General features: G+C 67.5%; 15 protein-coding genes and 1 pseudogene. 11 read left to right on the top strand and 5 right to left on the bottom strand.

Annotated elements, in window-relative coordinates; genetic code table 11:
• Nucleotides 1–270: 270 nt before the first annotated feature.
• The 3 genes from ABEA50_RS09105 to ABEA50_RS09095 all read right to left on the bottom strand — a co-directional run bounded on the left by ABEA50_RS09105 (nt 271) and on the right by ABEA50_RS09095 (nt 3,128).
• Nucleotides 271–639 carry a nuclear transport factor 2 family protein gene (locus ABEA50_RS09105; RefSeq protein ID WP_345494791.1) on the bottom strand — a complete coding sequence of 123 codons (369 nt, stop codon included), beginning with the start codon at nt 637–639 and terminating at the stop codon, nt 271–273.
• A gap of 270 nt (nt 640–909) precedes the next feature.
• A complete protein-coding gene (locus tag ABEA50_RS09100) occupies nt 910–1,854 on the bottom strand; it encodes a CorA family divalent cation transporter (protein ID WP_345494790.1) in 945 nt (314 codons plus the stop codon).
• Between the two features lie 827 nt (nt 1,855–2,681).
• The gene (locus ABEA50_RS09095) at nt 2,682–3,128 is read right to left on the bottom strand and encodes a PaaI family thioesterase (protein ID WP_425577580.1); all 447 of its coding nucleotides are present in this window, start codon (nt 3,126–3,128) and stop codon (nt 2,682–2,684) included.
• A gap of 288 nt (nt 3,129–3,416) precedes the next feature.
• Between ABEA50_RS09095 and ABEA50_RS09090 the strand changes: the two genes are divergently transcribed.
• From ABEA50_RS09090 to ABEA50_RS09045, 10 genes and pseudogenes are all read left to right on the top strand, one after another.
• On the top strand, nt 3,417–3,818 hold the full coding sequence (locus ABEA50_RS09090; protein WP_425577632.1) for a BlaI/MecI/CopY family transcriptional regulator: 402 nt from the start codon (nt 3,417–3,419) through the stop codon (nt 3,816–3,818).
• Nucleotides 3,819–3,873: 55 nt separating this feature from the next.
• On the top strand, nt 3,874–4,812 hold the full coding sequence (locus tag ABEA50_RS09085) for a M56 family metallopeptidase (protein ID WP_345494788.1): 939 nt from the start codon (nt 3,874–3,876) through the stop codon (nt 4,810–4,812).
• Between the two features lie 239 nt (nt 4,813–5,051).
• Nucleotides 5,052–6,443 (top strand): annotated as a pseudogene (locus ABEA50_RS09080) (DEAD/DEAH box helicase); the annotation flags it as partial.
• Nucleotides 6,444–6,831: 388 nt separating this feature from the next.
• The gene (locus ABEA50_RS09075; RefSeq protein WP_345494787.1) at nt 6,832–7,692 is read left to right on the top strand and encodes a DMT family transporter; all 861 of its coding nucleotides are present in this window, start codon (nt 6,832–6,834) and stop codon (nt 7,690–7,692) included.
• A gap of 64 nt (nt 7,693–7,756) precedes the next feature.
• Nucleotides 7,757–9,193, top strand: a complete 1,437-nt coding sequence (locus ABEA50_RS09070; protein WP_345494786.1) for a GuaB1 family IMP dehydrogenase-related protein — start codon at nt 7,757–7,759, stop codon at nt 9,191–9,193.
• 240 nt (nt 9,194–9,433) lie between these two features.
• Nucleotides 9,434–10,834: a hemolysin family protein gene (locus tag ABEA50_RS09065; protein ID WP_345494785.1), complete on the top strand. Its 1,401-nt coding sequence runs from the start codon at nt 9,434–9,436 to the stop codon at nt 10,832–10,834.
• Nucleotides 10,827–11,891 carry a hemolysin family protein gene (locus ABEA50_RS09060; RefSeq protein WP_345494784.1) on the top strand — a complete coding sequence of 355 codons (1,065 nt, stop codon included), beginning with the start codon at nt 10,827–10,829 and terminating at the stop codon, nt 11,889–11,891. The genes ABEA50_RS09065 and ABEA50_RS09060 overlap by 8 nt, the downstream gene beginning before the upstream one ends.
• A gap of 33 nt (nt 11,892–11,924) precedes the next feature.
• Nucleotides 11,925–12,857 (top strand): polysaccharide deacetylase family protein, encoded by a 933-nt coding sequence (locus ABEA50_RS09055; RefSeq protein WP_345494783.1) that lies wholly within the window; start codon nt 11,925–11,927, stop codon nt 12,855–12,857.
• 147 nt (nt 12,858–13,004) lie between these two features.
• Nucleotides 13,005–14,582 (top strand): LVIVD repeat-containing protein, encoded by a 1,578-nt coding sequence (locus ABEA50_RS09050; protein ID WP_425577579.1) that lies wholly within the window; start codon nt 13,005–13,007, stop codon nt 14,580–14,582.
• Complete coding sequence (locus tag ABEA50_RS09045) at nt 14,579–15,235, top strand: DUF305 domain-containing protein (protein WP_345494782.1); 657 nt, start codon at nt 14,579–14,581, stop codon at nt 15,233–15,235. Before ABEA50_RS09050 ends, ABEA50_RS09045 begins: the two co-directional genes overlap by 4 nt.
• A 6-nt stretch (nt 15,236–15,241) precedes the next feature.
• Here ABEA50_RS09045 and ABEA50_RS09040 read toward each other — a convergent pair whose 3' ends face one another.
• Nucleotides 15,242–15,820 carry a hypothetical protein gene (locus ABEA50_RS09040; protein ID WP_345494781.1) on the bottom strand — a complete coding sequence of 193 codons (579 nt, stop codon included), beginning with the start codon at nt 15,818–15,820 and terminating at the stop codon, nt 15,242–15,244.
• Nucleotides 15,821–16,604: 784 nt separating this feature from the next.
• Here ABEA50_RS09040 and ABEA50_RS09035 point away from each other — a divergent pair.
• On the top strand, nt 16,605–17,315 hold the full coding sequence (locus ABEA50_RS09035; RefSeq protein ID WP_345494780.1) for an MmyB family transcriptional regulator: 711 nt from the start codon (nt 16,605–16,607) through the stop codon (nt 17,313–17,315).
• A 598-nt stretch (nt 17,316–17,913) separates the two neighbouring features.
• On the opposite strand, the gene ABEA50_RS09030 is transcribed toward ABEA50_RS09035, so the two are convergent.
• Nucleotides 17,914–19,158, bottom strand: coding sequence for a CHAT domain-containing protein (locus tag ABEA50_RS09030; protein WP_345494779.1), 1,245 nt, complete (start codon nt 19,156–19,158; stop codon nt 17,914–17,916).
• Between the last annotated feature and the right edge of the window lie 5 nt (nt 19,159–19,163).

Here is a 19,163-nt window from a genome sequence, read left to right as displayed (position 1 = left end):
CCGCCGCCCCGGCGCTCCCCCGCTTCGCGCAGATATCGAGTAACACGGTAGCTATGAGCAGATTCCGCATCGGATCTCCCGTAATACTCGACAAATGGCGCGGCAAGTGCGCCACCAACTCCTCGACCGTAACCCCAATTACCGTCTATTCGCAACCGATCAGCAAACATTTAATCGCCGAATCGTTACCCCACGGGCAGCCACGACCAGCCGAGACGGCCGAATACCCGACTTCAGGCAACCGGCCGTTATCGTTGCTCAACGCGCGCATTACGCCGTCGGTACCCGATCCAGGAAGCCGAGCACACCGCTGATTCGCCCGTCCTCAGCCAGGGTGAGAACGTCCGACCCCGCCACCGGAGCGCTCCCGTCGGCCACCGAGACCAACTCCCAGGAGAACCGCGCCGTGTCGTGATGCCCGTCGACCTCGCCGTGCACCCGGAATTGGAATCCCGGAAACTGTTGGCGCACACCCTCGATCGCGGACCGCAGCTGGTCGTGCCCCACGGCGTCGACCAACGGATCGGTGTAGTAGCCGTCCTCGACCCAGGCCGCCGCGACGGCCGCGACCAACACCTCGTCGCTGCCGGCATTCCAGGCGGCAAAATAGCGATCGACAGCGTCCGCGTAACGTGACATGGTGGAATCTCCTGTGCTGGAAGGGTTTTCGTCGTCCGATCCGGCCGTCCGAATCGGATGTACCAACCATGCCCGTCACCGCGCACGGAGTCGATTACCCGCGAAGTAAGAGTTTCACGACCTCGAGGGTCATAGTCGGCGCCTCTGGCACGCCGCACCGTCTGCCGATTCCCGAACTCTGACGGTTACGCCTCCGAACGCACCACCTCGGGTGGACCGTCGACAGCGAGTTCCGACGCCCCACCGTCGACCCGCACCCACGCCAACCGTTCAGCGCGCCATGCTCCGCTTCGCGTAGCCGAGCGGAGCCACCGTCACCAGCGCGATCAACACGACGGTGCACACCGCGGCCAACTCCCAGCCGAGCTCCGACAACCACAGCAGATGGATACCCCAGCCACCCAGGAGCAAGACGGGGGCCGCCACCAGCGCCATACTCGTCGCGTACGCCCGCGTGGTTCGATTCTCCTGCGCGACAAGCCAACTCATTACCGACTGCTGAGCGAAGACGGCCCTGTCGTGCTCGACGGCGGCTCGCCGCCCCTCCGCTTCGATATCGGCCGCCAATTCGGCGACCCTGCCTTCGAACCCGTTTCGGAGCGAGAGCCTTTCGGTGTCTTGCACCGCCGACATCAACCGACGGGTCGCACGGGCCGACTCCAGGTGCGTCCGACGCAGCCACGCGACGCTCTCCTCGGCCCCGGCCAAGTCGGTCATGATCGCGCGGAGCTCGCCGGTATCGATTCTCATGGCCGCGCCCGACCCGGCCCCGCTCGCCGCCTCGATTCGCCCGCGCACCGCGTCCAATGCCCCACAGGCGTGTTCGAGAACCTCCTGCGACGCCTCGTTCAGCGCCCCCAACAGCGCGTACATCACGCCCGGCGCGGAGTCGGTCAGTGCGGGGTCACGTCGCATCTCGGCGACAGCGGCGTCGAAGGGGCGGAAGTGTTCCTCCGGCTGCCAGGTCACCAGGAAGTCGGTGCCCAGCGCGAAGACGATCGTGGCGCGTCGCAGGGTCCCGCCGCGCCGATAGGTGGCCACGACCGGGAGATACAGGAAGTGATCGGTCTCCAGCACGCGGTGGCGAGCACCGGTGAAGGCATCGAACTCGACACCGAGTCGTTCCCGCAGCACCGCCGCGGTATCGGCGTCGGCGTAGGCCAGCGGGATCCAATGTTGTTGCAGGATCTCGGTATCGAATCGGTCGGCTGCCACGGATTCCATGATGGCGGTCACCGGTGCCGGACCGATCCGACGGTGCGCCACCGCTCATCCGAGCACCGTTCGCGCCCGAGACACACACCCATCCGCCGCCGCACGCGGATAGCCTGGTTCCGGTGCGCGGCAAGGTCTTCCGACCTTGGTGAACCGGTCGCCATGCCGAGACCTCCCTTTCTCGTCGTCCTCGTCTCGCACTATTCGAGCACTCTCGTCGGCCACCCCGCATGGGCGGGAATACCGGCACACGCCACCGTCCGACCGGACACCCGGTCGAATCCGGTCGAGCAATCGCCTGGTCGAACAACCCTCGATTCGGCGTGCGCCGCGAAACCGCCGGGCCTAGCGCGCGTACGAATGAATCAACGGCGAACCGGCACCACCGGTTCCATCATGCGGCGCCGGGAACCGACAGTGCGGCATGCGCGGTGGCTACAGTCACCCGGCATCCGCCACTCACCCCGATTCCTCGTTCGCTCCGCATGGTCACGACGCGTGAATCGCGCCGTCGTCCATTACAAGTCGCGCGCACACCACCCGTCAATCGACTGGCCCGAGTGTTCGCTTTCCTGCCACACTCCCGACAGCTCCGCGACGGGAAGCAAGGACCATTCGCCACCGTGGATTCCCCGGCGCGACACCGTTTCTCGATCCACGACCATGAGGCCACTAGGCCACTAGGCCACTACCGACCGCACCGCCAGAACCGCCTCGCGGGGTTCTCCAACCCCACATAACCCCGCACGACGCCGTTTCTCGTTCCAGGGCGACAGGGCAACTACGCCACTACCGACCGACTACGCCACCACCGATCGGCCGCACCGTCAGGACCGCTTCGCGAGATTCTGCAACCGCACCTGGCCCCGCGCGACCGGCCGCTGCTGCTCATCGGTGACCACCACCTGCCACAACTGCTGCGACCGTCCCTGATGCACGGCCGTGGCCGTCGCCGTCAGCACACCCTCGCGCACGGCGCGCAGAAAGTCGGTGTTGTTGTTGACACCGACGACTGTGCCTCGGTCGCCGTACCACACGGAACCGCCGATACTGGCGAGCGTCTCGATGACGGTGCAATAGACGCCGCCGTTCTGGATTCCGGCGGGTTGGTACAGGTGCGGCTCGACGCCCCACTCGCCGCGAACCAGCGTCGGGCCGAGTTCGAGGTAGCGCAGGCCGATCAGGTCGGTGAAGGTTCCCTCGCTCGCCTTCGTCATCTGCTCGGGGGTGATCCCCGCGAGCGATTCGACCTTCTCGGTTTCCTGCTGCGTCATGCGACCCACTGTGACACACCAGCCGATGCACTCCCCTGGGCACACCTCGGAAACAAAGCGGCGGGCCCCACCGTGTGGGACCCGCCGCGGCAAGGGATCGGGGGTCACCGCAGCCCTCGGGACTCTCTCGCGATCCGTACGCCGTGCACCACTATAGGTCAGGCTTACCTAACTAAGCAAGCCGGGCGGCTCGACTCGCCCGAAAAGCCCAGGTATGACAAACCACACACCAGTTATTCCCTGGTTACGACACCCCGTAGTACGCATCGGTGTCGTTGGGAACGTAAAATCGGTGGAATGGCAGGACTTGGTGAACTCGAGAAGGCGGTAATGGACCAACTGTGGTCCAGCGATGAACCACAGACGGTCCGGCAGGTGCACGAGGCATTGGCCGCACGCCGTGAGCTCGCGTACACCACCGTGATGACCGTGCTACAGCGTTTGGCGAAGAAGAATCTCGTCGTGCAGAAGCGCGACGACCGCGCGCATCGGTACGCCCCCGTGCACACCCGCGACGAGCTGGTCGCGGGCCTGATGGTGGACGCGTTGCAACAGGCAGACGCCGCGGGCAGCCGCGCCGCCGCGCTCGTGCACTTCGTCGAACAGGTCGGCAAGGACGAGGCCGACGCACTACGCGAAGCACTCGCTAAGCTCGAGGCAACCGAGGACTCGACGCCACCAGCGGAGTAAGTTCCTCGGGCAATGGTTTCCCACCGATCGCCCCACAACGCAGTGAGCTGACTCGATGAACGCGACCGCACCGGTATTCGCCGGACTCGCCTTGCTTCTGGCGGGACCCGCGCCTGCCCTGCTCAGCCGGGCGACCTGGACTTACCGGACACCCCGCGCAGCGCTCGTGCTCTGGCAGGCGATCGCGCTCGCGGCCGTGCTCAGCGCCTTCGGCTCCGGCCTCGCCATCGCCGCGGAGCTGCTGGTGCCCGGCTCCGACGGCCGCCCGACCACCGCACCCACCCGCGAGATCGACGCGCTCGGCCTGCCGCTCTGGGCCGCTTACGTTTTCGTCTTCGCGCTCACCCTGCTGGTCGGCGCCAGGCTCTGCTACGCGGCACTGCGCGTCGGGGTGCACACCCGCCGCAGACGCGCACGCCACCGCATGCTCGTCGACCTGCTCGACCAGAGCGGCCCGCAGCGCCGCGGCACCGACATCAGGGTGCTCGCCGCGACCGAACCGATCGCCTACTGCCTGCCCGGCCTGCGCCAACGCGTAGTGATCAGCGAAGGCACGCTGAGCAACCTGAAAGACACCGAGGTCACCGCGATCGTCAGCCACGAGCGCTCGCACCTTCGGGCCAGGCACGACCTGGTGCTCGAGGCGTTCACCGCGGTGCACGAGGCCTTTCCACGCGTCGTGCGCAGCAAGGCCGCGCTCGGCTCGGTCAAACTGCTCATCGAGCTGCTCGCCGACGACTCCGCGGTCAAAGTCACCGGCCCCAAGCCGCTGGCCCGCGCACTGGTCACCTGCGCCAAATCCACCGCGCCGCAAGGCGCGCTCGCGGCGGGCGGACCCACCACCCTCATCCGAATCCAGCGCCTGAGCGAACGCATCGGCGACACCAGGGTCGCCACCGCCGCCTACCTCGGCTCGGCCGCCATCCTCGTGGTCCCCACCCTCGCGGTCGCCGTGCCTTGGCTGGAGGAACTGAGCAGGCTTTTCCGGAGCTGAGGACGGCCGAAAGCCCCGCCGAACCCACCCGACCGCAGCCCGAGGTCCACATGGATGGCCGAGGGCACGTACTCTGGACCCTTGGGCCGTCTTCCAGTCGGTCACATCAACTTTTTTCGCGCTGCGCCGAATGATCGTGCCGCGGCGCCCGCGTCGAACCGGACTTCGTTCGCCGCGATCGACCCACCAACAGTGCGTTCGCTACTAGAACGCGCCGTGCAACGAAAGGCACACACCTCGTGACCCCCTCGACCACCGTCGCCGCGGCGCCCACCGTGACCTTCGCGGACCTGGGCCTGCCCGCCGTGCTCGTGCAAGCACTGCGGCGCGACGGCATCGAGGCACCGTTCCCGATCCAATCCGCGACGGTGCCCGACGCACTCGCCGGTAAAGACGTCCTCGGCCGCGGCCCGACCGGCTCGGGCAAAACCCTCGCCTTCGGTCTCCCGATGCTCACGCGTCTCGCAGGCGCGAGCGCCAAGCCGGGTCGCCCTCGCGGCCTCGTGCTCGTCCCGACCAGGGAGCTCGCCGCACAGATCGAACGCTCGCTCGACGAAGCCGCGCTCGCGCTCGGCCTGCGCATCGCCTCCGTGGTCGGCGGCGCGCCGATCAAGCGTCAGGCCGACAAGCTCGCGCGCGGCGTCGACCTGCTCATCGCCACCCCTGGCCGGCTCAGCGACCTCATCGCGCAGCGCTGTGCCGACCTGTCCGACGTCACCATCACCGCGCTCGACGAGGCCGACCACATGGCCGACATGGGCTTCCTCCCGCAGGTGACCAAGCTGCTCGACCGCACGCCGAAAGATGGTCAGCGCCTGCTGTTCTCGGCCACCCTCGACGGCGATGTCGACAAGCTCGTCAAGCGTTACCTACGCTCGCCGGTCACCCACTCCACCGCGCCGCCCTCGGCCTCGGTCGCCACGATGTCGCACCACCTGCTGTACGTGCGCGACAAGATCGCCAAGCGCAATGTCGCCACGGAGATCGCCGCACGCGACGGGTTGACCATCATGTTCGTGCGCACCAAGCACGGCGCCGACCGACTCGCCAAGCAACTGCGCGGCGCCGGTATCCCGTCCGGCGCGCTCCACGGCGGCAAGGCACAAAACAACCGGATCCGCACGCTCGCCGCGTTCGCCGACGGCTCGATCCCCGTGCTTGTGACCACCGACGTGGCCGCGCGTGGCATCCACGTCGACAACATCTCCCTCGTCGTGCACGTCGATCCGCCCACCGAGTCCAAGGCGTACCTGCACCGGGCCGGGCGCACCGCCCGCGCGGGTGAGGACGGCGTGGTCGTCACGCTGGTGATGGACGAGCAACGACGCGAAGTCGAGACCATGGCACGCAAGGCCGGCGTCGAGGTCGACGGCGTCGAAGTCCGGCCGGGCGATCAGCGCCTACGCGAAATCACCGGCGCCCGAAAGCCTTCCGGCGTTCCGATCGCGGCGCCTACGCCACCGCAACCGGCGGCGAGCGAGGGCGGCAAGTCCGGCGGCCGTGGCCGTCGCGGCAAGTCCGGTCGTGCGGGCGCAGCGTCCACTCGCGAGGCCGAAGCTGGATCGCAGAGGGCGGGCGCACGGTCGAGCGCGGGTCGTGGACGCGCGTCCGCACCGGGCGGTCGCGGCGCGAGCGCCGCCGAACCCCGCCGCAACGGCGCGAGCAAGGGTGCGCCCGCACGGGGCGGGTCACTGTCGGGCAAGCCGCACACGGGATCCGGTCGGCCCGCGAGCGCCGGAAATTCCGGGCACCAGGGAGGGTCGAGGACCGGATTCGCCGGCCATTCCTCGGCCTCCGCACAAGGATCTTCGGGACGTTCCGCAAGCTCCGCGCAAGCAACCTCGGGACGCTCCGCAGGCTCCGCGTCCATACCTTCGGGACGCTCCGCAGGCTCCGCGTCCGCACCTTCGGGACGCTCCGCGGGCTCCGCGTCCGGCGACACGCCGAGGCAGGGGCGGCGACGCGCCGTCCGTCCGCAGCGGCCTACGGGACAGCGCAACCGCGGGGCAAACTGATCGGATGGTGAACCACCCGATCGGCGCGACCATTTGCGCGCTGATCGCAGCGGTTCTCTTCGCGGTGGCGGCCGTCGCACAGCAAAACGCGGCGGCGGCCGTGCCCGAACGCGAAGCACTGGTACGCGCGCTCGTCCGTAATCCACGGTGGTGGGCGGGCATCGTCGGTGACGCGGGCGGATACACGATGCAGGTCGCCGCGCTCGCGCTCGGCGCCGTACTGTTGGTCCAGCCGATCCTGGTGAGCGCCTTGATCTTCGCGCTCCCCCTCTCGGCCCGCCTCAACGGCATCCGCGTCACCGCACGCACCACCGCGACCGCGCTCGCACTCACCGCGGCACTGGTCTGCTTCCTCGTCGTCGGCAACCCGACCGAAGGCAACTCCGGTGCGCCACTGCGGCATTGGCTTGTTCCGCTGATCGTTCTCCTGGCTTTCGTCACGGTCGCGGTGGTGCTCGGCAGCGTCGCTGGCGCTTCGGCGACGCGCGCACTACTGCTCGGCACCGCCAGCGGCTCGCTCTACGGTCTCGCCGCCGCGCTCACCGCCGACGTCACGCACCTGTTCGACGACGGCATCGCCCACGTGCTCGGCAGTTGGCAGACCTGGGCGCTGATCGTGGCGGGGCTACTCGGCGTCTACTGGCAGCAGCGGGCGTTTCACGCGGGATCGCTGGCGGCCTCGCTGCCAGCGGTGACCATCGCCGAGCCACTGGCCGCGGCCTTCATCGGTCTCACCGTCCTCGGCGAACACTTCCGTACCGGCACCCTCGGACTGATCGTCGTCGCCCTGACCGTGCTGGTCATGTGTGTCACCACCGTCGCGTTGTCCCGCACCCAGGCTGCGGCCGAAGCGTCGCGGGCGTGAACCCGCGCACCGGATCGTCGGACGCCGCGTACAACAACACCCCATCGCCGTTATCATCGGTACAGTGCAGTTTCTTCCTGGCCACGCGCCGCCGTATGACCTGACCTACGACGACCTCTTCCTGGTCCCCAACCAGACCGATGTCGCATCCCGGTTCGACGTCGACCTCACGACGGTCGACGGGTCCGGCACCACGATCCCGATCGTCGTGGCCAATATGACCGCGGTAGCCGGTCGTCGAATGGCCGAGACCGTCGCCCGCCGAGGCGGCATCGTCGTGCTCCCGCAGGACCTCCCCAACAGTGCCGCCGCCGAGACCATCGCGTTCGTGAAGAGTCGTTCGCTCACCGCCGACACTCCCGTGAGCCTCGGCCCGGAGCGGTCGGTTTCCGAGGCCGTCGCCCTGATGCACAAGCGCGCGCACGGCGCGGTCGTCGTCATCGACGAAGGGCGGCCCGTCGGCGTGGTCACCGAGGCCGCCTGCGCGGATGTCGATCGGTTCGCACGCCTGCGCGAGGTCGCCGCCACCGACTTCGTGCAGGCGCCCGCCAGCACCGCGCCCAAGGAGATCTTCGCGCTGCTCGAGGCCGCGCGCGCCACGGTCGCGGTCCTCACCGCCGAGGACGGAACCCTCGCCGGGGTGATGACCCGCACCGGTTCGGTCCGCGCGGGCATCTACACCCCGGCGGTCGACGCCAAGGATCAACTGCGCGTCGCCGCCGCCGTGGGGATCAACGGCGATGTCGCCGCCAAGGCCAAGGCCTTGGTCGACGCGGGCGCCGACCTGTTGGTCATCGACACCGCACACGGCCACCAGGCCAAGATGCTCGAAACCCTGTCCGCCATCAGCGCTCTCGCCCTCGGTGTGCCGTTGGTCGCGGGCAATGTGGTCTCCGCGGCGGGTACCCGCGACCTCGCTGCGGCAGGCGCAGACATCATCAAGGTCGGTGTCGGCCCCGGCGCGATGTGCACCACCAGGATGATGACGGGCGTCGGTCGCCCCCAGTTCTCCGCCGTCGCCGAATGTGCCGGCGCCGCAAAGGAACTCGGCGTGCATGTCTGGGCCGACGGCGGCGTCCGACACCCGCGCGACGTCGCGCTCGCGGTGGCCGCCGGTGCGTCCAACGTGATGATCGGCTCGTGGTTCGCCGGTACCTACGAATCCCCCGGCGACCTGCGTGTCGACCGCGACGGCAATGCCTACAAGGAAAGCTTCGGCATGGCCTCCAAGCGCGCGGTCGCCGCGCGCACCTCCGCCGACAGCGGTTTCGACCGCGCGCGCAAAGCACTGTTCGAGGAGGGCATTTCCACGTCGAGGATGCGCCTGGACCCCGAGCGCCCCGGCGTCGAGGACCTGATCGACCACATTTGCTCCGGTGTGCGCAGCGCATGCACCTATGCGGGCGCACGCACCCTCACCGAGCTGCATGACAAGGCGGTGCTCGGCGTGCAATCGGCCGCCGGTTTCGCCGAGGGACGGCCGCTGCCCGGCGGTTGGTGAACAACACGCGAAGACACCACCGGCCCACGCTGCCCGGCGCGTGGGCCGGTATCATGGTGGTCGCCGGTCTCCGGCACCATCCACCCCGGTTTGCGAAAGGATCCAGTTGTCACCCGCGTCCGAGGGCGCAGCACAGGAGGGCTCCTCTACCGAGCCGGGTGACAAACCCGGCGCCCTCCGTACCGCTCCCCAGTTCCGCTTCCCTTCCCTTCCCACCACCATGTTCGGTGGGTGCTGACGATGTCGGTCGCACTCACGGTGCTCAGCCTGCTCGGATTCATCGCGCTCACCGCCGGCACCGCGCTGTTCGTCGCCGCGGAATTCTCCCTGACGGCCCTGGAGCGCAGCACCGTCGAAGCACACGCCCGTGACGGCGATGTGCGTGCCAGGATGGTGCGTCGTGCACATCGCACGCTCTCGTTCCAACTCTCCGGCGCGCAGCTCGGTATCACGATCACCACCTTGATCACCGGTTACATCGCCGAGCCTGTTCTGGCTCGACTACTGAATCCCCTGTTCAACGGGATCGGTCTGAGCGCGGGCGCCGCGAGCGGACTCTCACTCGCGTTCGCACTGGTCTTGGCCACCTCCCTGTCGATGGTCTACGGCGAACTCGTGCCCAAGAACATCGCCATCGCCGCCGCGATGAGCACCGCACGGGTGACCGCCGGCCCGATGGTGGGTTTCTCGGTGGTCTTCAAGTGGATGATTCATTTCCTCAACGGCACCGCCAACTGGGCGGTCCGCAGGCTCGGTGTCGAACCGGCCGAAGAGCTGCGTTCGGCACGTTCGCCGCAGGAATTGGGTTCGCTGGTGCGCACGTCCGCGCTGCGCGGCGCGCTCGATCAGCGCACCGCACAGGTGATGGACCGCTCACTCCAGTTCGGTGAGCGCAGCGCCGAGGAACTGATGACGCCGAGGGTGAAGATCGAGTCGCTGGACAAGGACGACACCATCGCCGATCTGATCGCGGCCGCGAGTCGCACCGGCTACTCGCGTTTCCCCGTCACCGACGGCGACCTGGACAACACACTCGGGGTGGTGCACGTGAAGCACGCGTTCACCTCCCCCGCACACGTGCGGCGCAGCACCCCGCTGCACCAGCTGGTGCAGACGGTGCCGATCGTGCCCGCCAGCCTGGACGGCGATTCGGTGCTGGAACGCATTCGCTCCGACGGCATGCAGGTCGCGCTGGTCGTCGACGAATACGGCGGCACCGCGGGCATCGTCACGATGGAGGATGTCATCGAGGAGATCCTCGGTGACGTGCGCGACGAGCACGACGAGGAAGAGCGCGACGTGCGCAGAGTGTCCGATGGTTGGGACTGCTCCGGGTTGATGCGCATCGACGAGGTGTCCCGGGCGACCGGATACGAGGCGCCCGACGGTGAATACGAGACGCTCGGCGGCTTGGTGCTGACCCGGCTCGGCCGGATCCCGGTGGCGGGCGACGAGATCGTCTTGCCCAACCACCGTTCGCAGCAGTGGTCGGGCGGCGAGCAGCGCAAAACCGGCGGCTGGATCGCCAAGGTGGAACGCATGGACGAGCGCCGCATCGACCGGGTGCGGCTGATCCCGGTCACCGCCGAGGTACTCGCGGAACGCGAACACCGGTCCGAGCAGGAGCACAGCCATGGGTGACCTTTTCGGAGTGCTGCTCACGGTGGTGCTGCTCGCGGGCAACGCCTTCTTCGTCGCGGCCGAATTCGCGCTCATCTCCGCGCGCCGCGACCGTCTCGAAGCCCTTGTCGCCCAGGGCAAACGCAATGCCGACACGGTGATCAAGGCGGGTGAGAACCTGTCGATGATGTTGGCGGCCGCGCAGTTGGGCATCACGATCTGTTCGATTCTGCTGGGCCGGGTCGGTGAACCCGCGATCGCGCATTTGCTGGAGGTCCCCTTCGAGCTCGTCGGCCTGCCCGAGCAGTTCCTGCATCCGGTGGCGTTCGCGGTCGCGTTGGCGTTGGTGGTGGTCCTGCACATCCTGTTGGGCGAGATGATCCCGAAGAACATCGCGCTGGCGGGTCCGGAACGCAGTGCGCTGCTGCTGGTTCCGATCCACCTGATGTGGCTGCGTCTGGCTCGCCCGCTCATCGCGTTGTACAACCTCGCGGCCAATGGTTCGCTGCGACTGCTGCGCATCGAGCCCAAGGACGAACTCGATGCCACGGTGTCGTCGGTGGAGTTGGCCGAGATGATCGGCGAGTCCAGGTCGGAAGGCTTGCTCGACGAGGAGGAGCACCGACGCCTCACCCAGGCGCTCGGCACCAGCGATCGCGTGGTCGGCGATGTCCTCGTCCCGCTCGCTACCGCCAGGTCGGTGCCGTTGCGCGGCAACGGGACCACCCTCGGCGATATCGAGGCCGCGGTCGCCGAGACGGGCTTCTCCCGCTATCCGGTCCGCGCTTCCGACGGATCATTGGTCGGCTATCTGCACGTGAAAGACGTGCTCGACAAGGTCGCCGACGAGAACGCGGGACCCACGACGCCGATCCCGCGCACCGACATCCGACCACTACCGACGGTGAACGTGAACACCACCCTCTACGAGGCGCTGGCCCGCCTGCGCCGCACCAGCAGTCACCTGGGCCGGGTGGTCGACCTGCGCGGCAACACCACCGGAATCGTGGCGTTGGAGGATCTGGTCGAGGAGTTCGTCGGCACCGTCCGCGACAACACACACCGGGTGATCGAATGACGCACCGGGACCGCGACCTGCCGCGGTGAGCGTATGAGTACCGACGACACCACGGTCGACCCCGATGTCGCGCCACCGCGTTTCACCGGGCAGGTGCTCGATGAAACGCGGTGGCGCGCACGGGCCAGCGCACACCGGGCACAGGTGGACGAGCTGGTCGGCCCGTATGTGCGCCGTCGCGCGCAGGGCCGTGCACACCCGGTGATCGATTTCCTGTTCACCTATTACGGGCACAAGCCCGCGCAGCTGCGGCGCTGGCATCCCGGTTTCGGCGTGGCGTTGCGCGGGGCAGGCGAGTACGACGGTGCGCGCGGCTACCACGCCGTCCAGGTAGCCGGCGAGCCCCGTTCCTGGCCAACGACGTTCACCGCGGACCCGGCATTCCTGGCCCGTCGCGGCGATACCGTCGGCTATATCGCGAAGTTGTTGCGCGCCACCGCCACTCGTCCCACGCATCTGTCCTGCTTCGGGTTGCACGAATGGGCGATGGTGTATCGCACCGACGACATCCGCCACCAGCAGGTACCGTTGCGGCTCGGTGGTGCGGGCACCGACGCGGTGGTGGAATCGTTGTCGTTACGCTGCACGCACTTCGACGCCTATCGCTTCTTCACCCCGGATGCTGTGGGCCGCAATACCGAGGCACTGACCCGTGACGGACAGATCGCCAGGGAACAACCCGGTTGTCTGCACGCGAACATGGACATCTACAAGTGGGGCTTCAAGCTCGCGCCGCTCATCCCCTCGGATTTCCTGCTGGAATGCTTCGAACTCGCCTGCGACGCACGCGAGCTGGATATGCGCGCCAGCCCCTACGAGCTGTCGGAGTACGGGTACGCGCCGGTGCGGATCGAGACACCGTCGGGGCGTGCCGAATACGTCCGGGAGCAGTCGGCGCTCGCCGAGCGCGCCGCGCCGCTGCGCGCTCGCTTGCTCGCGTACTGCGAGGAACTCCTCGACCGGTAATCTGCGGGCCCCTGACCTCACTCGACGCGATCCGGCCGCGATACATTCGGCGAAAAGGCCCACAACACAATCCAACTAACCTACTATTCGGTCAGTTTGACAGCTGTCCCAGCCAGCGGGTCGGCTCCGATCGAGGTAGGGATCGCAATGCCGCGACCATTCGCCGACCTGCGCCGCGCACGGCCGTTGGTCCTGCTCGCCGTAGGCTTGGCCGCCACCATGATGCTGCCCGGCAGCGCCTCGGCCGACCTGCAATCCGACCTTCAACAGTCGGTGCACGAGTTCCTCGATGTGGGAAGGACTTCGGTCCCCCGCGCCGACTGCGGGCCAGGGTCGAGGCCGGAGAACGGGTTGCAGGGCGACGTCACCGCCGCCGACCGCGACAGCGGACGCAGCACCCAGGGATACGACTGCAATATGTCGTTCATCGGGGGCTATTCCGGTCGCGGCGCCGGCATCACCTCCACCAGCTTCGAACACTGCGCGTACATGGGTTCGTTCTTTCCCGGCGACCTGGTCAGCGAAGGTCGTGGCGTACAGGTGCTCGACGTCTCCGACCCCGCGAATCCGCGACCGACAACCACGCTGACCGAACCCGCGATGCTGGCGGGCACGTGGGAGAGCCTGAAGGTCAACACCGAACGCAAGCTGCTCGTCGGCACCGGTGTTCCGTTCCTCACCGGCGCGGGTTTTCTCTCGGTCTACGACATCTCCGACTGCGCGCACCCCCGTTTGCTCAACCCCGGTCCCGGCACGAATCTCACGATGCCGTTGCCGATTACCACCCACGAAGGCGGCTTCTCCCCCGACGGCAACACCTACTGGGCGTCGGGCCTGGCACCCGGTTTCGTCAGCGCCGTCGACCTCACCGACCCGGCCAACCCGCACGTCGTGTGGCAGGGCTTGACCGGAATCGAGTCGCACGGTTTCGGCATCAGCGCCGACGGCAACCGCATGTACATCTCCGCGCTCGGCGGATTCACCGTCCTCGATGTCAGCGCCGTCCAACGCCGCGACCCGAATCCTCAGGTCAACCACCTAGGCAGGACGTTCTGGACCGACGGGTGGGCGACCCAACACAGCATTCCGGTGACCTATGACGGCAAGCCCTACCTCTACACCGTGGACGAAGGGGGTTCCGGCGGTGTGAAACTCGTCGACGTCTCCGATGACACCGCACCCAAGGTGGCGAACAAGATCAAGTTGGAGATCAATCTGCCGCAGCACATCGACAGCAATGTCGGCTCGTCCATGGGTGGTTCGGTGTTCGCCTACGAATCGCACTACTGCGCCGCCGACCGACCCGACAACCCCACCGCGCTGGCCTGCGGGTGGATCTCCTCGGGCATCAGGGTTTTCGATGTGCGCGACCCGGCGAATATCCACGAGATCGCCTACTACAACCCGCCCGCCCGCACCGGACAGAACCTCGAGCTGTGGAACTCGCCGCACGCACTGGCCTCCATCATCGGAGTCCCGATCATCAGTGGCCCCTCGGCCGTGCGCGCCGTGCTGGAGGGTCAGTTCAATCCGCTCGACGCCACCACCCCGCGCACCGGGCGCCTCGCCTTCGGCGACGTCTCCACCGACTGGTGCTTCTCGCCGCCGGAGTGGCGCGGCGACCAACTGTATGTCTCGTGCGCCGACAACGGTTTCATGGTCCTGCAACTCGACAACGAGGTGTACACACCGCCGAGCGATCAACGATCGACCGTCGGGTCATGACGTCGCCGCGGTGGTCACGCCTGGCGGCGTATGCCTCGGTCGCGCTGTTGCTGCTGGTGCTCGGAGCGGCACTGCGGCCGTTGGTCGTCGCCGAGAACCCGGTGGCCGCACCGATTCTCGATGCCGTCGAGATCGGTTTCGCCCAGGACATGACCGCCCACCACGAGCAGGCGTTGATCATGGCGCAGCGCCTCGATCGCGGCGTCGATCCTTCGGTGTCGCGCCTGGCCGACCAACTCGACGCCACCCAGCGGATCGAACTCGGCACCATGCTGGGGTGGCTACGGCTGGCGAACGCGACACCCACCTCTGCCCGGCCGATGGCCTGGATGGGTACGGAAACCGCAGCGTCCCATCAGCATTCGGCGACGCCGCCGGCGGAAAACGCCCCCGTCGTCGCCATGCCCGGCCTCGCCACCATGGCCGAACTGGACGCGCTCGGCGCCGCACGCGGTCGTGACGCCGAAGTGCTCTTCCTACAACTGATGTTCCGCCACCATCAAGGCGGCATGGCCATGGCCGCGGCCGCCGACGAACTCCTGCCGTCGGGGCCGGTCAAGGAACTCGCCCGTTCGATGGTGCAGCAACAGGGCCAAGAAGCGGGCCTGATGGGAATGCTACTCACCCAACGCCACGCGGCACCGCTGCCGTGAATTACCTCAGGACTGTTCGGTGAACCGATACCAGTGCGGTTCGTAGGGCTCGTAGCGAATGCCGGGTGTCGGTGCGGCGCCGACCGTAGGTGGCGGCCCGTCGGGAAAATAGCCGAAGCCGTGCGGATCCGACTCACCACCGCGCACCCAGAAAAGACAGCCACCGTCCTGCCTGACGACCGCGGTGATCGAGTACACGCCGAGCCGGGTGGGACCGCCGGGATCGGCACACTCGACGGATTGGTCCGCCAAGATCCCGCGCGAGAGTTGCCAGCCCACCGATTCCGGGATCTGGAACTGCACCAGCGCGCAAAGAATCACGATAATCACCGGGGAGGCGAGGCTGAGCAGCACGGCCCGCCGTCGAGCCAGACCCGTCAGGCCGAGGGGCAGCGCGAACGCGCCGAGCACGGCGAGGATCACCCAGAGGATGATTCGGGTGCCAAAGGCGCCGTCGACCGCGATCTGCCATACCAACGCGCCACAGCAGACAACGACAAGTCCCGTCAGCAGACTCATCAGGAGAACGAACCAACGCGGGGCGCCCGCTCGGGCACGGTCGACCTCGGGTCCAGCGGAACTCACAGGATCAAGATACGGGGCTGTGCGCGCGCTCGGCGGCGAAACCCGCCGGCCCGGTGACACTTTCGCGCCACCGGACCAGAACGTCGTGTCGTCACAGGGGCGGGAACCCGGCGGAACCGGTGTAGGCCCAGTTCCAGAAGTCTCCTACGCGCTGCAGGATCAGATTGGCCACGTCGAGGGCGGTGCTTCCCATTCGAACTTCCTCACATCGAGATCACTTGCCCGAGCCACACTAGTCCCCCGACTACCACACGAACTCATCCCGGCGATAGAATTTCGGTTCGGTTGCGAGAGTGATCACTCTCCACGACCGACCGGTTTCCAGCGACGCCCGCCGGGGAATCCTTTCCTAGATCCGAACACGTCCCGGACGTGTCTTCGGCGACAACGGCGTCGCAAAGCGAAATCCCCTGGCCTCTTACCGGCCAGGGGATTTCGTCGTCGACGCGGCGTGTGCCTTCCGATGCGTCCACAAGCTCCGGGAGGCTGCTGAACTGCGCGCTCACGACCCGAGCGTTACGGAGGTCGTGGCGTACTCCGCGCGGTCGGCGAACGCTCGGATCGAATCGCTTGCCGCGCAACAGACCCTCTGGTATGAACAGACGGATCATTGGGGGCAGCCAATCAAGATATCTCCGTCCGACCTGTAGCGGAAGACGCTAGAAAGAGGGGGGCTCGGCAAATGAGCCAGAATCCGGCACATCGTGCACACACGAACGCTGGACGAGGGTCACCACCCGATATCCCGACCCTGGGCAGCACCTGCCTCGACATACGCAGGGAGTTGGGACTCTCGAGAGGACTCGCCTACCAGCATCACGGGATCAGTACCAGCTACCTGTTCAAAATCGAAGCGGGCCTCACCACACCGAAACCCGAGACTCTCGACAAGATCATTAACGGGTACGGCCTCGATCCCATGCGCGGACGGCACCTACACGAGCTGTCCAATCCGACCGAACCTATCCCTACCGCAGACCGCCTCCGCCGATGCGCACACGGCACCGTCGGCCGGAGCTACCTGCGTGACCTGGAAGGACGGGACATCTGCGCAGCCTATGTCGATCCGCTGTGGAACGTGCTCGACTCCACCGACGGGTTCCGATCACTGCTCGCCGGTGTCGATGAAACCGGAAACATGCGCGCATGGATGTTCGGGCCGCGCGCCCACACAGTCCTGACCGACTGGCCCTATGAAGCGACCCGCACCGTCGCTGTCGTCCGGGCAGCACTGGGGCGATATCGCACCTCCGAACAGGCCCGCGACCTGATCCGACAACTGCGCCCCAACAACGACTTCCGCCGCCTGTGGAGCGAAAGCACCCGGGTAGCCTACGGCCGCCACATCACCGACCTACTGCACCGCCGCGACCCCGAGACAAAAGAACTGACCTCCTGGCGCATCAGCGTCGCCGACCTGACCCAGAACAGCCACATCCAGCTGGTTACCGCCATCCGCCAGCACTACTCCGGACCCGACCCCGCCAACACTTGAAAGAAATTCCGGCACTCCGGTGCGACACACCGAATCCTCTGTGTTGCACCGCCGAGCACAGCACACATCCGAATGCCGTACAGCCGCCCAATTATCCGCTAGCACTGACATCGGAGCTGACGAAACCCCCGCCCGGTATTCGCAATCACTCCGACCAACAACCACCTAAAAAGCGCTCGCAGCCGCTCTGCCTCATCGGCGACTCCGCCACCGGCGAATTTCATCTAGTCATCGGATCGGGCACCGCCGCTGATGAGAAAGCAGAAGACCGTCACTGACCAGCCCCACATAACGACAGTCCTTGGGGGCCGGCGCCGAAATCGAGATCACCGGCCCGCATACGCTCCGCCCGGTTTAGCCGCAGAGGGTCCTCCCCTGACGTTCCAGGAACGGGCCCTCATTTCGAAAAGAGCTGTCAGGAGCTACTTTTCAAGCACTGGACAGCACTCACTTGCCGCGGCCTCGGCTTCCTCGTCCACATGATGCCGACCTCGAGCGTGTTGCGCGGCACATGGGCCAGGGGATTTCGTCGTCAGCTAGGCGGTCGCTCTCCGCGTGCGAGTCCATGGGCAGGGCGCGAACCGCCCGTGTTCCCTGCTCAGGGCGGAGCCCAGGTGGTGGTGAGCGCGCCCCAGACCAGCGGCGAGTATTCGAGGGATCCCGTGCGCGCCCAGCGCTCGGACTGTCCTCGCTGCCAGGCGCCGAGTGCCGCGACCGGGTCGGGCGCCTCATGACTTGCGTCGACGGCGTCAACGGCGGCGCTGAAAGCGGGAGCCTCGCCGCCGGCGGCGACGGCGAAACCGGCGTCGGTCGGGAGGGTCCATCTGGCGGCGGTCACGTGCTCGGCGCCGCCGCGCACCATCACAGAGACGAGCGCTGTCGGCTCGGCGAACCGCGTATCGCTTCCCGAATCGCAGGCGATGAGCGCGACCCGCGACGGGATGTGCCACGGCCCCTCCGCCTCCCATCCGAACGCGATGTCGGCGGCGGTCAAGGGACGGTGCGGTCCGATCGGCCCGGCACGACCAAGGACGTCGGCGCCGTCAGAGAGGTGCATTCGCACGTCGAGGCCGTACTGGGCGCTCGACACGTGACCCACGTACAGCAACCGCGACGCGCCCGTGAGCAATGTACGCAAGGTGGCGCGGTCGATCTCGCCGCCGACCGCGGGCTCGGTTCCGCGTCGACGGGATCCGAGCCGCCGCAGTACCTCGGCGACGGGGGTGTCCGCCCACCCCGAACCGAGTACGGGCGCGAGCACGCGACCGGGCACGACCGGATCGATCACCGTGACGACCGCGCCCTCCTGACCGTACGGCGAGACCTTGCGGCCAGGAGCCTTCCACACCCCGGCGGGCTGGAGCACCGACACCTCGGCCTCGTGCACCATCCGTCGGTTCTCGTCGACAAGCAGCGCCTCCCACGGCACCCGGCCGAGCGACGCGGACGGCTGGATGCGAACGTGCGGGCGGATACCGCGCCCGAGCACCTCGTTGAGCTCTGCCGCGAGGGGGAACGGGATGAGCGAGCCCGCTAGACGTGCGGCCAACTCCGCCTCACGATCCGGCGCGCCGAACGGGCCGGTGAAAGCGCGGTGCAGCGCCGCGCGCACATTTTCGCCGGGCAACGGCGAAGGCACCGCCTGTTCGAGCTCGTCGAGCACCGGCTGCACGAGGTCGCGAGGGATGACGTAGGCCCTTGGTTGCTCGGGGGCGTGTTCCCAGCGCCAGGTGAGGTACAGCTCGCCCGCATCGACGAACTTGACCTGCACGCGCGGTTGCCCGCTGAGGAGCCCCAGCACCACCCTGGTGTCTGTGGGCGGTCGTCGGTCGCGTCTGGTCATGACCG

This window comes from Nocardia callitridis (assembly GCF_039543305.1).
GTDB lineage: Bacteria > Actinomycetota > Actinomycetes > Mycobacteriales > Mycobacteriaceae > Nocardia > Nocardia callitridis.
This window is presented reverse-complemented; position numbering and strand designations above follow the sequence as displayed.

Bases quoted from the DNA above. Each gene is read 5' to 3' on its own strand.
- ABEA50_RS09105 (WP_345494791.1), bottom strand. From the start codon at position 639: ATGTCACGTTACGCGGACGCTGTCGATCGCTATTTTGCCGCCTGGAAT.
- ABEA50_RS09095 (WP_425577580.1), bottom strand. From the start codon at position 3,128: ATGACGCAGCAGGAAACCGAGAAGGTCGAATCGCTCGCGGGGATCACC.
- ABEA50_RS09085 (WP_345494788.1), top strand. From the start codon at position 3,874: ATGAACGCGACCGCACCGGTATTCGCCGGACTCGCCTTGCTTCTGGCG.
- ABEA50_RS09075 (WP_345494787.1), top strand. From the start codon at position 6,832: ATGGTGAACCACCCGATCGGCGCGACCATTTGCGCGCTGATCGCAGCG.
- ABEA50_RS09065 (WP_345494785.1), top strand. From the start codon at position 9,434: ATGTCGGTCGCACTCACGGTGCTCAGCCTGCTCGGATTCATCGCGCTC.
- ABEA50_RS09060 (WP_345494784.1), top strand. From the start codon at position 10,827: ATGGGTGACCTTTTCGGAGTGCTGCTCACGGTGGTGCTGCTCGCGGGC.
- ABEA50_RS09055 (WP_345494783.1), top strand. From the start codon at position 11,925: ATGAGTACCGACGACACCACGGTCGACCCCGATGTCGCGCCACCGCGT.
- ABEA50_RS09050 (WP_425577579.1), top strand. From the start codon at position 13,005: ATGCCGCGACCATTCGCCGACCTGCGCCGCGCACGGCCGTTGGTCCTG.
- ABEA50_RS09045 (WP_345494782.1), top strand. From the start codon at position 14,579: ATGACGTCGCCGCGGTGGTCACGCCTGGCGGCGTATGCCTCGGTCGCG.
- ABEA50_RS09030 (WP_345494779.1), bottom strand. From the start codon at position 19,158: ATGACCAGACGCGACCGACGACCGCCCACAGACACCAGGGTGGTGCTG.